This is a genomic window from Chryseobacterium sp. TQ-BC-N36, assembly GCF_058382295.1.
In genome coordinates this window covers 2,441,949-2,461,690 of record NZ_CM178175.1, presented here as the reverse complement: position 1 = coordinate 2,461,690, position 19,742 = coordinate 2,441,949, and the positions used below count along the sequence as shown (strand labels likewise).

The 19,742-nt window shown below is 34.2% G+C and carries 17 protein-coding genes; 11 read left to right on the top strand and 6 right to left on the bottom strand.

What is annotated here, in order from left to right:
• Positions 1 to 38: 38 nt before the first annotated feature.
• From AC3FI7_RS10965 to ppk1, 4 genes are all read right to left on the bottom strand, one after another.
• Positions 39 to 188 (bottom strand): hypothetical protein, encoded by a 150-nt coding sequence (locus tag AC3FI7_RS10965; RefSeq protein WP_172617085.1) that lies wholly within the window; start codon positions 186 to 188, stop codon positions 39 to 41.
• Positions 185 to 838: an NAD-dependent epimerase/dehydratase family protein gene (locus tag AC3FI7_RS10960; protein WP_491462030.1), complete on the bottom strand. Its 654-nt coding sequence runs from the start codon at positions 836 to 838 to the stop codon at positions 185 to 187. The genes AC3FI7_RS10965 and AC3FI7_RS10960 overlap by 4 nt, the downstream gene beginning before the upstream one ends.
• 308 nt (positions 839 to 1,146) lie before the next feature.
• The gene (locus AC3FI7_RS10955) at positions 1,147 to 2,031 is read right to left on the bottom strand and encodes a Ppx/GppA phosphatase family protein (protein ID WP_142724805.1); all 885 of its coding nucleotides are present in this window, start codon (positions 2,029 to 2,031) and stop codon (positions 1,147 to 1,149) included.
• Entirely contained in the window at positions 2,028 to 4,100 is a 2,073-nt protein-coding gene (gene ppk1 / locus AC3FI7_RS10950; RefSeq protein ID WP_142724804.1) for a polyphosphate kinase 1, read from the bottom strand. The genes AC3FI7_RS10955 and ppk1 overlap by 4 nt, the downstream gene beginning before the upstream one ends.
• 236 nt (positions 4,101 to 4,336) lie before the next feature.
• Here ppk1 and AC3FI7_RS10945 point away from each other — a divergent pair, with 236 nt between their 5' ends.
• From AC3FI7_RS10945 to AC3FI7_RS10900, 10 genes are all read left to right on the top strand, one after another.
• On the top strand, positions 4,337 to 5,575 hold the full coding sequence (locus AC3FI7_RS10945; RefSeq protein ID WP_172617084.1) for a zinc-dependent metalloprotease: 1,239 nt from the start codon (positions 4,337 to 4,339) through the stop codon (positions 5,573 to 5,575).
• A gap of 152 nt (positions 5,576 to 5,727) precedes the next feature.
• Positions 5,728 to 7,626 (top strand): molecular chaperone DnaK, encoded by a 1,899-nt coding sequence (gene dnaK, locus AC3FI7_RS10940; RefSeq protein ID WP_142724802.1) that lies wholly within the window; start codon positions 5,728 to 5,730, stop codon positions 7,624 to 7,626.
• Positions 7,627 to 7,864: 238 nt separating this feature from the next.
• Positions 7,865 to 8,434, top strand: a complete 570-nt coding sequence (locus tag AC3FI7_RS10935; protein ID WP_260124465.1) for a helix-turn-helix domain-containing protein — start codon at positions 7,865 to 7,867, stop codon at positions 8,432 to 8,434.
• The gene (locus AC3FI7_RS10930; RefSeq protein ID WP_336667678.1) at positions 8,431 to 9,678 is read left to right on the top strand and encodes a site-specific integrase; all 1,248 of its coding nucleotides are present in this window, start codon (positions 8,431 to 8,433) and stop codon (positions 9,676 to 9,678) included. Before AC3FI7_RS10935 ends, AC3FI7_RS10930 begins: the two co-directional genes overlap by 4 nt.
• A complete protein-coding gene (locus AC3FI7_RS10925) occupies positions 9,675 to 10,454 on the top strand; it encodes a hypothetical protein (protein WP_491462029.1) in 780 nt (259 codons plus the stop codon). The genes AC3FI7_RS10930 and AC3FI7_RS10925 overlap by 4 nt, the downstream gene beginning before the upstream one ends.
• A gap of 125 nt (positions 10,455 to 10,579) precedes the next feature.
• On the top strand, positions 10,580 to 10,957 hold the full coding sequence (locus AC3FI7_RS10920; RefSeq protein WP_491462028.1) for a helix-turn-helix domain-containing protein: 378 nt from the start codon (positions 10,580 to 10,582) through the stop codon (positions 10,955 to 10,957).
• Entirely contained in the window at positions 10,954 to 12,183 is a 1,230-nt protein-coding gene (locus AC3FI7_RS10915) for a primase-helicase family protein (RefSeq protein WP_260124466.1), read from the top strand. The genes AC3FI7_RS10920 and AC3FI7_RS10915 overlap by 4 nt, the downstream gene beginning before the upstream one ends.
• Positions 12,184 to 12,404: 221 nt before the next feature.
• The gene (locus AC3FI7_RS10910; protein WP_491462027.1) at positions 12,405 to 13,388 is read left to right on the top strand and encodes a DUF8464 domain-containing protein; all 984 of its coding nucleotides are present in this window, start codon (positions 12,405 to 12,407) and stop codon (positions 13,386 to 13,388) included.
• A gap of 278 nt (positions 13,389 to 13,666) precedes the next feature.
• A complete protein-coding gene (locus AC3FI7_RS10905) occupies positions 13,667 to 14,824 on the top strand; it encodes a plasmid recombination protein (protein WP_260124468.1) in 1,158 nt (385 codons plus the stop codon).
• A 103-nt stretch (positions 14,825 to 14,927) separates the two neighbouring features.
• Positions 14,928 to 16,631 carry an SEC-C domain-containing protein gene (locus AC3FI7_RS10900; protein WP_491462026.1) on the top strand — a complete coding sequence of 568 codons (1,704 nt, stop codon included), beginning with the start codon at positions 14,928 to 14,930 and terminating at the stop codon, positions 16,629 to 16,631.
• A 341-nt stretch (positions 16,632 to 16,972) separates the two neighbouring features.
• Here the strand turns inward: AC3FI7_RS10900 and AC3FI7_RS10895 are convergent, their stop codons facing one another.
• Together AC3FI7_RS10895 and AC3FI7_RS10890 are read right to left on the bottom strand one after the other, a co-directional pair.
• Complete coding sequence (locus AC3FI7_RS10895; RefSeq protein ID WP_260124469.1) at positions 16,973 to 18,067, bottom strand: hypothetical protein; 1,095 nt, start codon at positions 18,065 to 18,067, stop codon at positions 16,973 to 16,975.
• A gap of 20 nt (positions 18,068 to 18,087) precedes the next feature.
• A complete protein-coding gene (locus AC3FI7_RS10890; RefSeq protein WP_238557195.1) occupies positions 18,088 to 18,882 on the bottom strand; it encodes an RNA polymerase sigma factor in 795 nt (264 codons plus the stop codon).
• Positions 18,883 to 19,261: 379 nt separating this feature from the next.
• Between AC3FI7_RS10890 and AC3FI7_RS10885 the strand changes: the two genes are divergently transcribed.
• The gene (locus AC3FI7_RS10885; RefSeq protein ID WP_238557196.1) at positions 19,262 to 19,543 is read left to right on the top strand and encodes a helix-turn-helix domain-containing protein; all 282 of its coding nucleotides are present in this window, start codon (positions 19,262 to 19,264) and stop codon (positions 19,541 to 19,543) included.
• Positions 19,544 to 19,742 lie beyond the last annotated feature (199 nt).

Here is a 19,742-nt window from a genome sequence, read left to right as displayed (position 1 = left end):
AGATAAAATTATTTTCAAAAGAGTATTTTAGGATTCAGCTATTTTCCTGACTTTCCTGAAAAGTTTAAAATCTTTCCTGATTTATTTCCTTCCAAAGGATGTTTCTGCATATAAAAATATCCTGAAACAGCAGTCACAAGCAAGAGTACAAAAATAACCAGAACAATTCTTTTTAACATGTCTCTCATATCGCTAAATTTTTAATATCTCTAATTTCTAAAGTAGCTGTAGGGTATCCATTTTGTGTTACATTGATCATTGCTCTACCCACTTCCTGTAAAGTTAATGATTTTGACTGAAAAAATACAGGAAAAATCCAAATAAAAGGTTTAAAAAACCATTTTACATTCGATTGACCTTCAATAGGTTTCATGAACCCGGGACGGAAATTATAAGCTCCTTTGAAGTTCATTCTTTTCAAATCATTCTCTGTCCGGCCTTTTACGCGTGCCCACATCAGTTTTCCGCTCTCTGTGCTGTCTGTACCGGCTCCGGAGACATAGCTGAAAACCATTCCCGGATTTTGGTTCAATACAGTTTTTGCAAAATGCAGGGTAGTATCGTAAGTGATTCTGGTATAGTCTTCTTCATTCATCCCTATACTGCTGATTCCCGCACAGAAAAAACAGGCATCATAACCTTTTAGCTGTTCATCATTAAGATCTATTGACAGGAAATCAGGAATAAGGTATTCCTTCAGCTTAGGATGTGTTTTTCCGGAAGGCTTCCGGCTTATACTCAGTATTTCAGAAACACGAGGGTTATCAAGGCATTCCATTAAAACACCTTCGCCTACCATTCCTGTAGCTCCTGTAAGAATTATTTTGATTGGATTCATTGTTTTACTATTGCTATTGGTATGACGGATGGGGGAGAGGTTTTACTTTAAAATTTTAGATAAAAGATAAAAGATAAAAGATAAAAGATAAAAGATAAAAGATAAAAGATGTTGTTGATAAAATTCAATAGGGGTGGGCTTTGGCCCGCCTTAAAAAATGATCTACCTTCCATTGGCTTTAGCCAAAATCTAATAAAAATTGTAAAAAACCATCTGAGAGCATAGAGATTGCTTCGTCGCGTTGCTCCTCGCAAAGACAAAATAAAAGCCAGCACAAAATGGCTGGCCTTCAATACTATTGTTTGCTGTTACTTTTTATGTTGCAGCTGACTGTAGATATTATGAATCAATCCGTCTGCTACCGAGATTTTAGGAACAAATATTCTGCTGATATCAGACCATGACATCACATTGTTGAAAATACTCAATGCATGTACCAAAACATCGGCACGGTCTTCTCTGAGGTTATATTTTGTCATTCTCTCTTCTACAGAAAGCTCGTTGAACTCTTTGTATGTTTTTTTCAGGTGAGAAAGAGACATGGGCTTTCCGTCTTTGGTTTTGCTCATAGAGAATACTTTATTAATATTTCCTCCTGAGCCTATGGCAACGATAGGTTTTTTACTGACAATATTTTTCTTGATTTCATCTTTCATTTCTTTCCAGTTATCCATTGTTACAAGATTATTGAGAAGACGGATGGTCCCGATATTGAAAGACTTTTCGTAAACCATTTTACCGTTTTCGTAAAAGGTAAGCTCGGTAGAACCTCCTCCTACATCAATGTATAGATAGGCAAATTCTTTATCAAGACCTTCTGCAACATGATTTTCATAGATCAGGGTTGCTTCTTCATCTCCGGAGATGATTTCGATATTGATTCCTGATGCTTCTTTTACCTGGCTGATAATTTCAGTACCATTGGCTGCATCGCGCATAGCACTGGTAGCGCATGCTCTGTAATGGTCTACTTTGTATATTTTCATCAGATCACTGAAGATTTTCATAGAATCAATAACCATTTTTTCTCTTTCCGGACCTATTTTACCGATGGTAAAAACATCCATTCCCAGTCTCAGAGGAATTCTGAGAAGGTTCAGCTTGATAAATTCAGGTTTTCTGTTATTAATCTTTACTTCATTGATAAGAAGGCGGGCTGCATTACTCCCTATGTCTATCGCTGCTATCTTCATTTTTTGCTTGTTTTAGCTTTTAAATATGTATAGGTTTCTATTTGTGAACGGCATTCTTTTTTATCATTCCTTACGTATTCATTGCTCAGTTTCTTGTCTAAAATCCTTGCTTTTACATTATCTCTGAGCTGAATATCAAGAATGTCTTTTAATTCTTTCTTCAGATTCTTGTCAGTGATTTTAGCGGCTGCTTCAATTCTGTAGTCAAGGTTTCTGGTCATCCAGTCTGCAGAAGAAATGTACATATCCTCAGCCCCTTTATTGTAAAAATACATAACTCTGGCGTGTTCCAGGTATTCGTCTACAATACTGATGGCTTTTATTTTTTCTTTGAATTCCTTTTGATTTACGGCACAATAGATTCCTCTTACGATCATTCTGGTCACCACTCCGGCTTTGGCAGCTTCATATATTTTCTCGATCAGGGAACGGTCACTCATAGAGTTTACTTTCACGATGATCTCAGCTTTTCGTCCTGCTTTAGCCTCCTCAATTTCCTTATCGATATGATGAACAATCTTTTCACGCATAAACTGGGGGCAAACTAATAAATTTTTACATGTTTTCAAAACAGGAAGATAATCATCTTTCGGTTTTTTCAGCACATTGAAAACTTTATTGATATCTGCCATGATGCCACGATCGGCTGTCATCAGCAGATGGTCTCCATATATTCTTGCTGTTTTTTCGTTGAAGTTCCCTGTGCTTACGAATCCATACTGAATGGTTTTGTTATGGGCTCTTTTTTTGATCACACAGAGCTTGGCATGTACTTTTTTGTTGGGAAGCCCAACCAGAACGGTAATTCCTTCCGGTTCCAGCATATCTTTCCATTCCAGATTGGATTCTTCATCGAATCTGGCCTGAAGTTCCAGCATTACTGTTACTTCCTTACCGTTTCTTGCAGCATAGATCAATGCATTGATAATCTTTGAGCTGCTCGCCAGACGGTAAGCGGTAATCTGTATTGATTTTACGTCCGGATCCATCGCGGCTTCACGAAGAAGGTCTATTACCGGATTGTATTTGTGGTAAGGGAAAGTAAGCAGGACGTCTTCTTTCAGGATAACATCTGTCACTCTTTCTCCATGTTCAAAGGCCTGATGGGTAAAAGAAGTTCTCTCCTCCGGCCTTTCATAGGCTTCAAAAACATCAGGAAAATCCATAAAGTGTTTGAAATTATGGATTTTTCCTCCTGGAATGATACTGTCTTTTTTCGTTAAGTTCAGTTTCCTGATGAGGAGCTCCAGCAAGGCTTTATCCATATCTTTATCAAAGACGAAACGGGTAGGCTTTCCTTTTCTTCGGTTTTTGAGTCCTTTTTCTATTTTTTCTGCGAAGTTGGTTCTGATGTCATTGTCCAGATCCAGTTCGGCATCTTTTGTCACCTTAAAAGCATTGGCTGCAAATTCATCATACCCGAAATAAGAAAATATATGCGGAAGATTGAAGGTAATAACATCTTCCAGCAGCATTACATTTTTTTCTTCCGGATCTTCCGTTGGCAATAATACGAATCTGCCTACAAAGCGGGAAGGAATTTCAATAATTGCATAATTACTGGAATACTGCCAGTCTTTCTTTCTCATGGCTACTCCCAGATAAAGACTTTTGTCCCTCAAATAAGGCATCGGTGTATTTTCATGAAGAAGGATCGGGATTACATTGGATTCTACCACTTCATCAAAATACTGTCTGACAAATTCTTTTTGTTTTGCGGTCAGGTTTTTGGAATTCTTAATGAAAACTTTATGTTCAGCCATTTCGTTCTGGATTTTTTTCCAGGTTTTATCGAAGTTCTGTTGCTGTCGCATCACTATTTCGTTGATGCGCTGAAGGATCTTGGAAGGGGGCTGGTAGAAAGATTCAGCAATTACTTTTTCTTTAAAATCCATGGCGCGCTTTAATCCGGCTACACGCACTCTGAAAAACTCGTCTAAGTTGTTGGAGAAGATTCCGAGGAAACGTATTCTTAGATGTAAAGGAACCTTTTCGTCCATGGCTTCCTGTAAAACTCTTTCATTAAAGGCAAGCCAAGTAATATCCCGTGGATTAAAGTGTAATGACATTCTGAATGTGTATATTTTATCAAAAATAATAATTCGTAAAGATTCTTCCTCTATTTCTTAGGTTAAACTTTGATTAATTTTTAAGAGGAGTGAATTGCTTCCTATAAAACTGAGAAATAATTATGTTACCAGACATATTATTATTATTTATTTCTAAAAAAAACGAGGATTTTTAGTTTTACGAAGTAAAATTTAGAATAATGATTATATTTGCCGGTTATATATATAATATTTCCATGAAAAAAATTTTACTATTGACCGCCGGCTTTCTTATGGCTAATGTGTATGGTCAGAGAGCATGTGCCACTGATTTGAAAATGAAGGAGTTTTATGCGAGAAATCCGCAGGCTCTGGCAAAAAAAGAAGATTTAAGAAATTATTTAACGAGCAAAAGTGCAGCAGCGAATACCACAGCTAAAAATGGCCAGACTGTAGTGACTATCCCGGTTGTAGTACATGTCCTGTATGGAAATGCAGCACAGAATATTTCTGATGCTCAGATTGCTTCACAGATAGCTGTTCTTAATAATGATTTCAGAAAGCTGAATGCGGATTTTAATTCTGTAGTGCCTGCTGCATTTCAACCTTATGCCGCAGATATGGAGCTGAATTTCTGTATGGCAACAAAAACTCCTACCGGAGCTTCTACAACAGGAATAGAAAGAAAGTCTGTTGCTTCAAATTTTGATTTTGCCAACCAATATTATCTGTCTTCAGGACTTACAGCATGGGATCCTACCAAATACCTGAACATATGGGTAGGAAATATGCCTAGTCCATACCTGGGATGGGCGTATTTGCCAGATGCAGCCGGATACCCGGAAGACGGTCTTGCCATTGGTTATAAATATTTCGGAACCACCGGTGCTGCTACATATCCTTATAATGGAGGACGAACTGCAACGCACGAAATTGGACATTATTTCGGATTTCTTCACCCATGGGGAGAAGATGGAAGTGCATGTGGAACACTGGATAATGATGATGGCTGTGCAGATACGCCTGCTATTAATGATGCTCATTATGGAGGGAATGTTTTTCCGGATAACTCTTTTATGTGTACGCCTACTGCAAATGGCGCTATGTTTATGAATTTTATGGATTATGTGACAGATACAGAGATGGCTTTCTTTACCAATGATCAGAAAACAATCAAGACCAATACAATGGCAGGGCCGAGGGCAAGTCTTCTGAATTCCAATGCATGCGCATTTTTATCAGTAAATGAAGTTGAAAAGGCCAATTCTATCAATCTTTTCCCGAATCCTACCACGCAGTATATTTCTATTGCTTCTCCTTTGGCACCGATCAACGAAGTGGAGATTTTCAATGCTGAAGGAAGATTAGTTAAAAAAGCGTTCATTAAGAATGAAACAGATAAAATTGATGTGAAAGATTTTGTCAGCGGTGTTTACTATGTAAGAACTTATAATGGCAAAGACTTCGTGAAATCCATGAAGTTTATCAAGAAATAATGAAAATATTTCCATGTAAAATTATACAAAACCTCGATTTTATCGGGGTTTTTATTTTTATTGTGTCATTTTGTCATATTTCTTCGAATGGTACAGATATTGAGAAATTGAGAGTGTAAATTAAATTAAAAATAGAAAAAATATAAAATATTATGAGTAAAATAATTGGAATTGACTTAGGAACAACCAACTCTTGTGTTGCTGTAATGGAGGGTAAAGACCCTGTTGTTATTCCTAACGCTGAAGGTAAAAGAACAACTCCTTCTATCGTAGCATTTACGGAAGATGGAGAAAGAAAAGTAGGTGATCCTGCAAAAAGACAGGCGGTAACGAATCCAACCAAAACTGTTTACTCTATCAAAAGATTTATTGGAACACACTTTAAAGATGATGCTTCTGAGATTACAAGAGTACCTTATAAAGTAGTTGCCGGACCAAACGATACTGTAAAAGTAAAAATCGACGATAGAGAATATACACCACAGGAAATTTCTGCAATGATTCTTCAGAAAATGAAGAAAACTGCTGAAGATTACCTTGGACAGGAAGTAACAAGAGCAGTGATCACGGTTCCTGCATACTTCAATGATGCACAGAGACAGGCTACTAAAGAAGCTGGTGAAATCGCTGGACTTAAAGTAGAAAGAATTATCAACGAGCCTACAGCTGCAGCATTAGCTTACGGTCTTGATAAAAATCATAAAGATCAAAAAATTGCAGTATATGACCTTGGAGGTGGTACTTTTGATATCTCTATCCTTGATTTGGGAGACGGTGTATTCGAAGTATTGTCTACAAATGGAGATACTCACTTAGGAGGGGATGACTTCGATGATGTGATTATCAACTGGATGGCTGACGAGTTCAAAGCCGAAGAAGGTGTAGATTTAAAAGCGGATGCAATTGCTCTTCAAAGATTGAAAGAAGCGGCTGAAAAAGCTAAAATTGAATTATCTTCTTCTCCTCAGACTGAAATCAATTTACCATATATCACAGCTACTGCTACAGGTCCTAAACACTTGGTGAAGACTTTAACAAAGGCTAAGTTCGAGCAATTATCTGCGGATCTTGTAAGAAGATCTATGGAGCCTGTTGCTAAAGCATTAAAAGATGCTGGTTTATCAACTTCTGATATCGATGAAGTAATTCTGGTTGGGGGATCTACAAGAATCCCGATCATCCAGGAAGAAGTAGAAAAATTCTTCGGTAAAAAACCATCTAAAGGAGTGAACCCTGATGAGGTGGTAGCAATTGGTGCTGCTATTCAGGGAGGTGTATTGACAGGAGATGTTAAAGACGTATTACTTCTTGACGTTACACCACTTTCTTTAGGAATCGAAACGATGGGTTCTGTATTCACTAAATTAATTGAAGCAAACACGACGATCCCAACCAAAAAATCTGAAGTATTCTCTACAGCTTCTGACAACCAGCCGGCTGTAAGCATCAGAGTTGGACAAGGAGAAAGACCCATGTTCAATGATAACAAGGAAATCGGTAGATTTGACCTTACAGATATTCCGCCAGCACCAAGAGGAGTTCCTCAGATTGAAGTAACTTTCGATATTGATGCTAACGGTATCCTAAGTGTATCTGCTAAAGATAAAGGAACCGGTAAAGAGCAGTCTATTAAAATCCAGGCTTCTTCAGGTCTTTCTGAGGAAGAAATCGAAAGAATGAAGAAAGAAGCTCAGGAAAACTCTGCAGCAGATGCTAAAAGAAAAGAAGAAGTTGAAATCTTCAACAAAGCTGACGGATTGATCTTCCAGACTGAAAAGCAACTGAAAGAATTCGGTGAAAAACTTTCTGCTGACAAAAAAGCAGCTATTGAGGCAGCTCATGCAGAATTAAAAACAGCTTTCGAAGCTAAAAATGCGGATGATGTAAAAGCTAAAACTGAAGCATTAGATGCAGCATGGATGGCCGCTTCTGAAGAGTTATATGCAGCTGGTCAACAGCCAGGTGCTGATGCAGGTGCAGGAGCTCAGAACCCTGGTGGTAATGCAGGAGGTGAGGATGTACAGGATGCAGACTTCGAAGAAGTCAAATAAGTAGCAATTATCATCGATTAATATCGATTGAAATAAATTAGCAAATCGCTGTAAATGTAATGTTTACAGCGATTTTTTTTGCTTTTGTAATTTTTGATAATAGTTGATTTTAATCATTTTTTATTGTATTTTTGTCTCTTATTTGTACCGAGCGTTATTTGGATAGTATGTGCGTCTTATGCGCCTTATTTTATTTTAGAAACCGAAAAACAGAAAATGTGCAGGATGTTATTTCAGAATGGGATTTAGTAAATTAAAAATACCGAGGGTTTGTGAGCATTGCTCGAAACCTTTTGAAGCAAAGACAGTTACAAGTCGTTTTTGTTCTACTTCTTGTAACAATAAAGCATTAAAAGCAAAGAAGAAGCTTGAAAAAGAAAAAGTAGAAAAAGAAATTCTTTTACAAAAATATAAAAACAAGATTGCTGAAGTACAAACAAGGGATTTTATTTCGGTTGCTGAAGCTACAGTTATGTTTGGAATATCAAAAGATACCATTCACAGATATATAAAAAGAGGAGTAATTACTGGGACTAACCTTGGAACAAGACTGACTCGCGTGAAGCGATCAGATTTGGAAGCTTTGTTTTCAGCCGTTGAAATGCCAGAGAAAAAAGAAATAGTAGTTGAGAAACCCAATTTTGAAGTTGGTAATTGCTACACAATTTCCGAAATTAGTTCAAAATTCCATGCTGATCCAGGAACCGTAACAAACCTTATTAAAAGAAACAAAATTCCGACAAAAAAAGTTGGAAGTTTCGTATATGTGCCTAAAAATTTAATCGATAAAATTTTTGACGGAAAATGAAAGAATTATTGAAAACTAAAGTTACAGTAAGATTGCGAAAAGCCGAGTTCCGAAAAGAATGGTTCATTTATTTGGAAAGTTATCCTGTTATTGTGCCTGGTAAAGAGAAAGCACAACGAGTTCGGGAATATTTAAACCGAAGTGTCACAACTGTAGATTTTGACAAAAAAAGGCCTGCAAGAACTAAGCAAGATTCAGTTTCATATAAACCTAAAAGAGATGATAACGGTATCATCATTTGTAAAAGTGAAAATGACCGAGAAACAATGATCTACGCAGATTCTCTTCGCAAATTACGTCAAAGAGAATATGATAATATAGAACTCTACAGTGAACTTGACGCAATAAAGGCTGAAGAAAAAGAAAAATCTCAGCAGGATTTTGTTAAATATTTTGATTTGTTAGTCACTAAGAGGCATAAAAACAGTTCAGAATCTATACAAATAAATTGGTATCGCTCCATTAAATTTCTAAAAGATTTTGGAGGTGAAAAAATTACCTTTTCACAGATAAATACAAAATTCTGTGAAAAATTTAAATCATATCTTTTGACTGCAAAAAATGGAAATAATAATGAGAATACTATTTCTCAGAATACCGCTTCAACATATTTTTCCGTTTTTAAAGCTGCGTTAAAAGAAGCTTTTATTGATGGTTACTTTACTTCTGATATTTCTGCTAAAGTAAAATCGATTCCACACGAGGAGTCAAGACGAGAATATCTAACTCTAGAAGAACTTAATACCTTGGTTGAAACACCTTGCGAACTTGATGTCCTTAAACGTGCAGCATTATTTTCAGCTTTAACCGGTCTACGGCATTCTGATATCCAAAAACTAACATGGGACGAAATAAGTATTGAAAATGAGCAAGCAAAAATCAATTTCACGCAGAAAAAAACAAAAGGTGTAGAATACATGCCGATTTCTAAACAAGCATTACAGCTTTGTGGTGAAGTAGGTCTTCCTACTGATTTGATTTTTAAAAATTTGACTAATCCAGCTTGGATTTCCCGACCACTTAAAAAGTGGATTGAAAGTGCAGGAATTACCAAAAAAATAACTTTTCATAATTTTAGACATACTTTTGCTACTCTACAGCTATCTAGTGGAACAGATATTTACACCGTGAGTAAAATGCTTGGTCATACAAATGTAAAAACTACTCAAGTTTACGCAAAAGTGGTAGATGAAAAGAAAAATAAAGCTTCACAAGCCATTCATCTAAAGAATTTACAAAAATGAATTTGAAATATTTTGAATATATAGTTATTTATCTTTCGGTTCTGCTCGTATGTGTAGTTGCGGGGACATTGGCGAGACTTTCTTTTCTTCATAAAGGTGGAGATGAATATACTGCGAATATTGTTTTTTGGTCAATTACCGCTTTTAGTGTTTTGATTTATGGTATTATTATTTTATTTCTGGATGTAATTTTGGTAGGTATTAAAAAATTTATACAGAAACGTAAGAATTCAAAAAACACCGTGATAAAATCAGTTCCAGCTAATAATTTAGATGAAAAAATTGAGGTGCAAGAAACAATAATAAACGATAATTCATCAATTCATTTCAACGAAGATTCACAGGAAAATAATTTAGCTCAAACTTCTGTATTGGTAAATTTGGAGTCTCTAAGAAAAGTTCAACTTCAAGAAAAGCAACAGATTGAAAATCAAAAATTACAAATAGCTATTGATTATACCCGTAATCAATTTGCTTTATATGTAACTGACGAAAGTCTTGCTGAAATTTGCAAATCAATAAGTCTCTATTCAAAACAAGAAGAAATCCCACCTCACACTTCAGTCGTTACTAAAGAACTTTCAAATCTTGATCTCTATCATTTTGGTTGGAATATTTGGAATCATTTTAAACCTATAAAACAAGAACGAGTTTCGAAATTATTAAAAACTGTGTTCGTTTCGCTTGATGATATTGATGTTGATACCATCAAATCACATTTAAAGGACGAGCCTAAAAAAGGCATAATCAAAATTCAAGAAAATTTGACGTACTAATAAAACTTATAAAAAATTACAAAACAAAGTGTTTGTAGAGTGATTCCTCTGTAATTGCGTGTTTACGGTTATCACGGAGGAATCACTTTTTTTCTTTGCACCATAACAATTAAAAACGATTAGTTATGGATAGTAACGAAATTTCATTTGAAAACCTGCCAAGAGCAGTCGCACATTTAGTTAGCGAAATCGCAGAGATTAAGTTTCTTGTAGAAAGAAAAGAAGTTCCTATTATTTCTCAAAAGAGAGTTCCGATTGACATTGATGCAGCTTGCCAATTAATTGGCAAAGCAAAACCAACTGTCTACACATTGGTCAGAACCCGAAAAATTCCCTGTTATAAAAATGGGAAGAAACTTTATTTTTTTGAAGATGAACTTTTAGACTGGATTTCTAAAGGTAAAAAGAAAACTCTACAGGAAATTCAATCAGAAGCTGAAGCCAGCTTCAAGAAAAATTCACGACAGTCAAATATAGGTTCTAATCAAAATCTGTCAAAATGAGCAAGAAATCCCCTTATTTGAGAGTTGGAACCACTTACTATAAAAACATAGAAAAGCCTTTAATCTCAGGTGATACAACTTCGGTTTTGGTTCGTTGGAATCGGGAAACAATTATCAACGACCACGGAAAAAGTTTTGTTGGGGATATTCCGAAATATGATGGGTTTTGCTGTATTCCGGAACATTTAGATTATCAACAAATCGTTAAAGGTTTTTATAATATTTATAATGAAATTCCTTTTGCTCCTTCTTGTGAAAAGGAAGATTTAAAAAACTTGATTCCTTTCTCGTTAAAGTTTGTCGACCATATTTTCGGCGAACAGCTGGAAATGGGTTTGGATTACTTAAAAATTCTGTTACAATTTCCGACGCAAATTCTACCAATTTTATGTTTGGTTTCTAAAGAAAGATCAACCGGAAAATCTACATTCATCAAATGGTTGAAAGAGATTTTCGGTTTGAACATGACCTACATTAAAGGTGATTCTTTTGGAAGTCAATTTAATTCCGATTGGGCAGCAATGCTATTGGTGGCTATTGATGAAGTTTTCTTCGATAAAAAAGAAATTACCGAACGATTAAAATATCTATCGACAACCAATAAAGATAAACTCGAAGCCAAAGGGAAAGACAGAGAAGAAATCGACTTTTTCGCCAAGTTTATTTTGTGTTCCAATAACGAAGAAAATTTCATTCAAATTGATGAAAATGAAATACGATTCTGGATACTGAAAATCAATCCCATTAAAACTGAAAATACAGAGTTTCTTAGCAATCTTATTTCTGAAATCCCCTATTTACTTCGGTTTTTAATTGATCGACCATTTTCAACTGAGAAGAAAACCAGAATGTGGTTTTCTGCCGATGAAATAAGAACTAAAGCACTTCAAAAATTAGTTTTTAAGAATAATAATAAACTGGAATCTAAGATAATTGAGTTGCTGTATGAGTTTTTTGAAAGCAATAATGATGAGCAGATCAATGTTGTTCCACAGGATTTACTGAATATGATGAATCGAATGTTCAGACCAACGTATTGGACAAGAAATGATATTCGAAATATACTCAAAGAAACTTGGAAATTAGTTCCACAAACTAATGGTTTGACTTATATCAGATACGATATTGATTTTGCTGGAATCTTTTACCAAAACAATTCAGTTGGTCGGTTTTTCACCATAAACAAGGATTTTATTCTAAATAAATATGTTGAAATGTTGAGTTGATTGATAATGAAAACAAAATCAAATATTTAACAGTCAACAAAATCCTCAACAAACTTCTAAACCAAAATTTTTGTTGAATGTTTGTTGAGCGCAAAAACTCTTGTTTGTTGAATTGTTGAGACTTTGTTGAATATCCAAATTGTATTTAATCAATAGGTTACAATGTTTACTCAACAATTCAACAAAAAAAATTACACTCAAAACACGGAAAATTTAACTCTATGAACTGCAAACAATTTAACAGCATATCGTTGGAGGAAGTCCTCCTTTCTCTCGGACACCTTCCCACGAAACAAAATGAAAAAGAAGCTTGGTATCTCAACCCCTTTGCCAGCGAATTCCAAGCCTCTTTTAAATTGGATAAAAGACTCAATGCTTGGTATCTTCATTCAGAAGGCATCGGTGGTAATAACACTGATTTTATGAAGAAATATTTAAAGACCTCGGTAAATGAAGTTTTGGACTGGGCGAAAAAACAAAATTTTTCTTCTTTTCATCAGCAAGCACAGGTGAGAAAGTCAGAACCAAATTACAGAATTAATGAAATACTGAATCTCCAGAATCCAAACCTAAAACAATATTTGCAGGGACGTGGATTAAGTTCTAAAACTTATGAGTACATAAAAGAGGTGCGATTTACAATCGGAGAAAAAAAACTCTATGCAATTGGCTTCGAAAATTTATCCGAAGGCTTTGAGCTTCGCAATTCTTTTTATAAAGGTTCATTGTTGAAAAAGGATATTTCAATAATTAATCTCAATAGTAGTGTACAGGATAGATCAAATGTTCAAGATAAAAATATCAAATCTGTTGCAGTTTTTGAAGGTTTTATGGATGCCTTGTCTTTTGTAGAAATGCAGAAATCTTTCTCAGGAGATATTCTCGTAATGAATTCCATTGCTCTTTTAAAAAAATCCATAGAACATCTGAATAAATATTCTGATATCAATCTTTTTTTAGATAATGATAATGCAGGAATTAAATGTAAGTCTTTAATCATAAAATTTTTTCCGGAAGCAAAAGATCATTCCGATATCTATTCAAACCATAAAGATCTGAACGAATTTTTGATGCATCGGATAATCAATGATGTCTCGATTAACTTAGGTAAGAATTCTATAAAATTTCCTGAAGCTGATAAAACAGAAGAGAGAAAGCCGGAACCAGAAATTAGAAATTCAAATGGTTTTAAAATGAAACGTTGATAGAGCGTGCTGTATGTTTTTATCAACTACCGGCAGAAGTTAGGAGCGCATTCGCAACTTTGAAGGTCGTTCCTCCCAACAAAGTTTCAAATACGCTCTGCGAGGCTTCTAACCTGAGTGAAATAGACTAAGGTTGACTGATGAAAACCTGTGTAAAAAACACACAGGTCTATTTCAAAGGTGCGTAAAATATCCACAGGTAAATTGGAATTCTGCATAATATTTTGCAGCAATTTTAATCAAAGAAATCTTTGATAAATTTTTAAAGATGAAAAATAATGAAGACTTCAATTAATTTTAAAGCTGTCAAATCGGATTCTGAAACTCATAATTTCAGAAAGAAGACTTTCGACTATATCCGTAAAGATCTGACATCAAAGAATGAATATTGGATTGAGCAGAAAATAGCAGACCGAATCCAACAAATCGAAGCATACTGTAAAGAAAAGTCCGGAAGAAAATTGCAGAAGAATGCAATGCCAGTTCGGGAAGCTGTAGTTGTAATTAAAGAAGATACAACCATGTTGGAACTTCAAAATTTGACGAAGAGATTGGAAGAAGAATTGAATATTCGTGTTTTTCAAATTGCTATTCATAAAGACGAAGGTCATACCGATAAAGACACGAAAGAATGGAAGCCAAATTATCACGCTCATCTTGTAGCTGATTGGCAGGATTTGGAAACTGGTAAAACACTTAAGCATCAATCTTACCACTACTCAAAAATGCAGGATCTGACAGCTGAATGCCTGAATATGGAAAGGGGGATTTCTGGATCGAAAGGAAGATTAGAGGCTATTCAATTTAAAATTCAGCAAAAAGAAGAAGATCTTAAAGTTTTGGAAGAAAGATTCAATACGATGAAATCTGAGATGAGTTCCAAAAAATCGGAAGAGCTGATAGTAAAGGAAAATGATTTTTTAGGTTTTAAAAAAATTAAGACTGACAAAACAATTGCGAATTATGAAAAAGCATTTCGAACTTACAAAAGCACAATTCTTAAAAATAAAACTGAGTTAGAGTCTAAGTCAAAACAAATTGTTGAGCTTAATACAAAGGTTGATGATTTAAAAAAACAGGTAAATCTATTCAAAAACAAAAACGCCGTTCTATTGTCCAATCCGACCGTCTTTGCTTCTGAAAAGAAAAAATATTTAGATTCTGTCACCAATATTCTTGAAAGAGAGATCAAATTTTCAAGATATAGAAGTCCAAACCTAGATAAAACAGATAAGCAAAAGCTTATATCAGAAATGGGGCAGATTGCAGAAAAAATTTGTAAAGAAAATAATATCCCATTCTCTGCTATTAATGAGGTTTTTAAAAATAATGAGATGGCAAATCAGCTTTTCAATTTCCTACGATTCGGTAATAATATAGACTATGACGCTGAGAATATTGCAATGCAAAAGAAAAAAAAAGGTAGAAAATTTTAATACGACTATAATCCAAGAAAACTTAAGATAAATAATATGTCTAAATCTTCACAAAATTAAATCTTCAAAATAAAACTTTATATTAGCAATAGAAATACAAACAATGAATATCTCAATAATAATAGATAAATCAACATTCCAATCATTAAGTTTTGAGGAATTGTATAGATTAAGTTGCTACTACAAGCACATAATCACTCCAGTGCTCACTATGGAAATCTTAGGGGACTTAAAAAAGGAAGTGCAGGAAGGAAATACACCATCTGAAGATAGAGTTAAAGATTTTGCAAATAAACTGTTTCCTATGGAGACAATTGTAAACTTACATTACAAGACTATTATAAAGAGTGAGCTTTTAGGAAACACTATTTCATTTGATGGTAGACCTCATGTTGGTATGAAGAAAGCTGTTACTTCTGAAAGTGGAATGAAAGGTTATCTAATTGAAGAGTCAGAAGAAGAAAAATCTATCTATAAATGGAAAGAAGGAAATTTTACTGAAGCAGATCACGAACTATCTGCACTTTGGCGGATGACAACAACTCAAGAGGATTTACTGGAGCGATTAAAAAAATCTTTAAAACCTGATAAATCTTTAAAGTTTGTAGATTTTAAAGAACTAGATAAATATGTTACTGAGGTTCTTAATGACCCGAATATACAAGAATTCCTATTAATTTCTTTGCTTGAAAATTATGATATTGAAGCTGATGCAGCCGTTCAAATTTTTGGAAGATGGTATCAATCAGGCAACCCCTTGATAAAAGAATTTGCACCTTATGCATTTCATTGCCTAAGAGTTGATTCATTATTTCTTTTTGGCCTAACTAGTGGATTAATTGGAACCAGACCAACCAATCGAGTAGATTTAGAATATTTCTATTATTTACCTTTTGGGAACGTGTTTACATCAAATGATAAATTTCACAAAAGTCTCATACCTCTTTTACTTAGAGAAGATCAAAAGTTTATAGTTGGGCAAGAATTAAAAGAGGATTTAAAAAACATTGTTACGTTTCTTAATACTCTTGAAACTGATGAGAGAAAAAAATATAAAAATGTTCCGCCGATTATTGAATCATCATTTACTTTTCAACTATGGAAAGAGTTTTTCAATTATCCAATAAAAAGTAATTGGAACAGAGAACTTTCTGAAGCAGAAAAAGAGATGATGAAAGAAAAGATGCAAGAATTTGAAAGAGCGTTAGAGGGTGATAGTATAAATCTTGAATCAGGCGATGATGCAGAATTTATTGTTAAAAAATCGTGGCTAAGTAAAACAGATCCTTGTTTTTGTGGTAGTGGGAAAAAAGTGATTGATTGTTGTATTTCCGATGATAAGTTTAACGAGATGGCTATAGAAGAAAAAAGGAAAAAGATAAAGGAAGAAATTATAACATCTTATAGTAAGGCTGACCATGTGAGATTTTCGTATGCAAAAGGTGCTCAACCTCCCACTATTATTTTTGTATACAAAATGTCGAATTTGGATCCCAATGGTCTTAATGGTCTTATTCATTGCTATCAAAATGAAGATTTGAAAATATCTGCCTCTCTCAATGGAAATATGATAACTATTTCCTTCCTTGATAACGATGGGAATAAAGTTATTACTCTTCAACCACTTCCTTGTAATTTGAGACAATTAGAAAGCTTTTTAGAAAATAAATATAGTAAAATTAGTATATTAGATGGTTTACTAAATCCTCAAAATGAAAGAGATATCATTATTGTTGTTCCAGAAGAAGGAGATTCACCTAAGCAAATAATAATTAATGGGATTGAGCTTAATAATATAGGCGGCTAACGGTATTATTTCTACTATTTATCAGTTTCCAACTTAATCTAAAAACCGATAATACTTAAAATCAATAATACATTTACTATTATAGTTTTTAGGTGTTAGTTCATAAAAAGTTTGTTGGTTAAACAAACAAAATAAAATTAAGCTTCCTAGCAATCTTTAATCTTCCCTGTAATGGAAATTATGAAATTATGTTCTGTGATTTTCTTCTTTTTCTTATTTACCATTTTTGTATTCCATGCTATATTAAAAAAAAGAACCCACGCCGTTGTATATACTTTTAAAGTATTTAGTGAGAGTTAAAAACCTCACCCCACGGGTTTACAAGCACCCTCATTTTTTAGCTATCCGATGATCAATTCGATACCAGCTTTTTCTGCTTTGTATTTTATTTTGGTCTGCAGTTCATAATAGCTCCAGTTGCGAAGCACAAATTCCTGTTCTTTTGCAATCCCGATTTTTTCTTCCTGATTTTTAAGAACAAGTGTGCCTGCCTGTTGTCTTATGCAGAAATCTATAAGTTTTCGGCTATACAGGTGAAGCCGATGACTTACATATTTACTTTCCATATTATCTGATTTATATAATGCTTTCTGTTTGCGTTTAGTTCCATTTCCTGAACGGGCATAGGCTATGCCGTCTTGAATCCTTTTTTGGCTTGCCTGAATCGCAAGCCTGCGATACAAAAACTCTTCCTTCGAGCCAATATTGATTGTTACATTGTTGGCTTTTACAACTATTGGATGTTCCAAAGAGAGAGAAGCTTCCGCAATGATTTCGGGTTTTAACAAGTTTTTCTCTTTTTCAAATTCAAAAACTGCAAGCCAAAAGATTTTCCTGTCTTTTAATTGTATCTGCGAAGTGCATAGTTTTATCTCTTCTTTTAGCAGACGTTCCATTATCACTCGCTTATCTGTGTAGTCTTTTCCTAAATATGTTTTAACAGGTATTGCAAACATATTGAAGCAAAAGGCTTTCGTTTCTTCCACGTATCTAATTTTGCTGAGGCATTTAACCGGAAGAGGAATTGGAATGTCTTTTTTAAAATTTCTCAATGATTTTGTTCCTTGCCAATAGTCGGCTTTATTTTTAGAAAAAGTAGACTGAATTGTATTGTTTAGGCTTCCTAAAATATCAGTCGGAATCTCTCCTTTGAAACGGTCAAATACCATTCGTGCGGTAGTTCCAGTTTTCGAACGGTTAAACATTCCCATCTCATCTTTTTTTTCATCAGCCAACTTGTATTGAAGTTCTTCTGTAAGGTAAAAGAAATCTTTGATCATTTCCTGAACATACAGATGAGAAGCGATTAAGTTAGCTGCTCTGAAACATCGATTCTGATATCGATAGAGTTTTTCCCACATTTCATTCTTTTGATCTGATGGAACATCGATCAGCAACTGAATTTTTCGGGTAAGTGTAATCGTCGATTTTTCCATATCAAATAGATATTTCAGAGTTATTTCGTCTGTAAATAATGGTAGGCATAAAGAAACTCCTGGTGGACTTCTTTTTCAGAAAGTTTTAGTTCTCGTGCAATAACTGCAAATGAAGATTTCTGTTCAAATCTTCTATTTATAATGTCGAGTTGCTGACTACTTAGTTTTTTAGTTTGCTCTTTGTTACCGAAAGCTTTTTCCGTTGGAAGTTCTAGAGAACTTCTATTAAGAATTTTCCGAAGATCATTTATAGCTCTGCTCACCTCATTGCTGATGCCTGTCACACTACTTCCCATTGCTTCTGCGATTGGTTTGTATTGAAAACCATATTCAAGACAAAGTTCAATAAGGTGTTTTCTTTTGGGATCGAGTACGTTTACAACCTTTTTAACTTCATCAAATTTCTTTTGTTCAGATTCCTGATCGAGGAGATTCTCTTTATCATTTTGGGGATCAAAACCTATAAGATAATCCTGATAGTTCTCAAAACTTTCAAGTGAAGCCGTTAGGCGTGCGAATTTATTTTTCGGAGCAGTGAAATAAGATATGCAGTCTCTTTTTAAAACAAACCGTAAAAAGCCAAGAATATGATTTGGAGTTTCAATGGTATCACGGTGTAGCCAGAGTTTAAGAAATGTGTCCTGCACCAAAGTTTCTACAACAAAATCATCTTCAAGCATCTGTTTTCCAATCCAAAAAAGAAGTCTTTTGTATCGTAAATGGATATGTTCTAATGAGGTGGGATCACCTTTTTTCAGCAGTTCATATAACTGAAAATCAGTTAGCTTTCGGGGTAGTGAGTATGATCTTTTCATAAGCGGTATTTTTCAGCTTAATGATTGCTAAAAGAAACTGCTTAGATCCGAATGAATTATCTGTACCACTTTATGCACTATCTCACTACATCTTGCCTCCAAATAAATGGCGTGAAACTCAACATATCCGAACTGGGGCACTGGTATACCTTATATGCAGATAAGTGAGCTCACGCCTAGGTCGTGAGCTACTTACTTATCCTCTCGCATATTAAAAATTACCAGTTTTCAGTTCGAGATTCTAAGCAATAGCTTCTATATTTCTTTGAAGTATCGCAAAGTTACATTTCAATAACTTATTTTACAAATATAAAAACATTTTCTATAATATGTACTATAGTACATAATATTTTTTGATGTTTTTCATTCACTTTGATTTATGAATGAATCGTTAGAGGAAATAGAAAGATATGTTATAAAACGTGTTAAAGAAATACGAGAATCAAAGAGCATTACCCAAGAGGAGCTCTCTCTTTCTATTGGGAAGAATATTGGATTTATTTCACAGATAGAAGCCCCATCTAAAAAAGCAAAATATAATTTAATCCATCTGAATTTAATTGCAATAGCATTAGGATGCTCGATTAAGGATTTTCTTCCTGATGAACCAATCCTAGATAAGAAATACGATATTAAAGAAATTAAAAATAAAAAATCCTGACTTGACTAATGTTGGGATTTTTGTTAATAGTGATGAGAATATTATATATTTCGATTCTAAATTTTACTGGTAATGTAATATTCTAGTAAAGACATACTGATATTGGTGTAATCCCGAATACCTAGTTAATGCATAAACTTATATTTTTCTTTTCTATCATAAAATTTAATCTTGTAAAACTTGTATAGTATATTTTTGT